General features: G+C 44.5%; 1 protein-coding gene. It reads right to left on the bottom strand.

The window, feature by feature from the left end:
• Positions 1–121 precede the first annotated feature (121 nt).
• Positions 122–1,774: a group II intron reverse transcriptase/maturase gene (ltrA, locus tag H3001_RS18975; protein ID WP_005647529.1), complete on the bottom strand. Its 1,653-nt coding sequence runs from the start codon at positions 1,772–1,774 to the stop codon at positions 122–124.
• Between the last annotated feature and the right edge of the window lie 646 nt (positions 1,775–2,420).

Below are 2,420 nucleotides of genomic sequence, written 5' to 3' on the forward strand. Positions count from 1 at the left end.
ATCGGGTAAGTCAAGGGCATTACTGCCCCCTTCTCCCCTAAGAACCGTACGTGAGAGTTTCCCCTCATACGGCTCAAGCAACTCAATATTTCTATTTGTTGTTAGAAATCGGCTCATACTTTCAACAGTTTCGTTTATTTCGCTTGTAGCAGTTGTTATGGACAAGTTGCCGTACAATTGAACCACCAACAGATATTTCATTGACGTTCCATGCTTTTGTACAATCTATCTCCTTGCCGCATAACGGACAAGTCCGCTTCTGCTTGTTCCATAAATATAAGAGTGACTTACGTCCTTTGAGAGATTCCAGCATTTGTTGCTCCTTTCGCTGAAAGAAATAATCATCATATTCCGGGTCGAAAGGGTTTGCCTCCCCCTTGACTTGCTTGTACGGAGTATAATGTATATCCGACAACCTTTTAAGGGTCAGGTAGTTCACTTTCTTGCTTTTTGTTTCATATTTCCATGCAAACGTCCATTTACGCCCCCGAATTTCATGCCAATACTTATCTGCAACCCAAGACTTGCGTTTCTTTGGGTGGCGACGTAAAGCCCATTTCTTTGTGAGGTTGTAAATGTGATTGTCGCAACCGTGAAAAGCATTGGTTGATGCACCATATCGGTAATAGTTTCCCCAACCTGTTATCACAGGATTGAGCATTCGTATCAGCGATTCCTGCTTACACATTTTATGTCCTTTAACGATGTCACTGATTTTTGCCCTAAAGCGTTTCTGTGCATCTTTGGACGGAGATGTGTACAGCCTTTTGCCGAACTTCCTTACATTGAAACCTAAGAAATCAAATCCATCGTATATGTTCGTAATGGTAGTTTTCTCTTCGGATAAGGTAAGACCCCTTTCTTTGAGAAATTCTATCACCATTGGTTTGACCTCGTTTTCCAATAATTCCTTATCTCGACCTGTGATTATAAAGTCGTCCGCATACCTGATAAGATTCACTTTGTAGTGGAATGTCTTATAGTTGATGAAACGTCTTTTGAATCTTTCAGCCAAGAGTGGTTGAAGTCCGTCAAGTGCCATATTTGCAAGTGTCGGTGATATGATACCTCCTTGTGGTGTACCCTCTTCTGTCGGGAACAGTTTACCATTGAATACAGCTCCACATTTCAGCCATTTTCTGAGTATTGTTTTATCCATAGGGATATTTTCAATAAGCCAGCCGTGACTGATGTGGTCGAAGCAACCCTTAATATCTCCCTCCAAAATCCATTCGGGGGAATGCTGGCGATTTAGAACCGTATCAATCTGACGAATTGCGTCCATTGTCCTGCGCTTCTTTCGGAAGCCGTAAGAAAAACGGTCGCCTGTCGTTTCGGCTATCGGTTCCAATGCCATGAGATATAATGCTTGCATCGCCCTGTCTTTCATGGTCGGTATTCCCAACGGTCGGAGTTTACCGTTCTTTTTCTTGATGTGAACCCTACGGAGCGGCTGTGGATGGTAGCCACGACGTCTAAGTTCACCGATTGCTTTGTACTTGCGCTTGGGAGAGTCCCAAAGCTGTTTATCTACTCCAGACGTATTCTTCCCTTTGTTGGAAGTAACCCTCTTTACTGCCAATGCCTTGGCGTAAAAAGAGTGGGTAAGCATCCACTGCAAGGTTTTCACCTTGTTATGTCTGCCTTCTTTCTGAGCCTTTACAATACGCGCTTGTAGCTTTCGGACATAGGTTTCACACTTAGACCAGTTCATACCGTCCCAAGTCAGATTCCTGCTGTCAGCAGGCGCACACGATGTTTTAATCTCGTTCATTTGCTTTCCTCCTTTTGAAAGTTCTAAAAGTTATCTTGTAAAGAGTTACCATATACGGAAGTCTGCCCACTTTCGTGTCGGATGATGTTACCCTCATTAACTCGTGATGTTGGTTCAATCCGTATCCTCCCCATTACAGGGCGGCATTCGCTTTCTCCGTTATCTCATACCTGCACCCCATTCGGCTTGCCTTGCGGTTCGCTTACTCGCATTATTACGAGAGAGATACAGGCTTGCCCTGTTCCACGCAATTGACAAACGGATAGTTTAGGTTCTGCCAAGTCCGCCGGCAGTGCTATGTCCGTGTAACCCCAACATGGGCGAGGGTTATCCGACTGCTTACCTTTTGGTGAGAGCTAAAGTATCTTGCGCTCCTTCAAACCTTACGACGGCTAAAGTCAGTTCACATTACGTTAACCATGCTATCCAGCCTCGCCACTCGACGGTATGATACTAACCGCCCTTGACGTTCCCTCACGGTTCAGTCTTGTCCTTTCGGAAAGTGTACTTTGTCCTATAAGCTTAGCACAACCCATCACTGGAGATGCACCTTATAGTAGGCTACCGCTGACGGAACAGCGGGTTAAATCTTGCAATATACATTGCTGTTTAACAATCAATTACGTGACTTTTCAGGTCACACCCA

Origin of the sequence: Phocaeicola faecicola (assembly GCF_013618865.1) — a bacterium.
Taxonomy (GTDB): Bacteria; Bacteroidota; Bacteroidia; order Bacteroidales; family Bacteroidaceae; genus Phocaeicola; species Phocaeicola faecicola.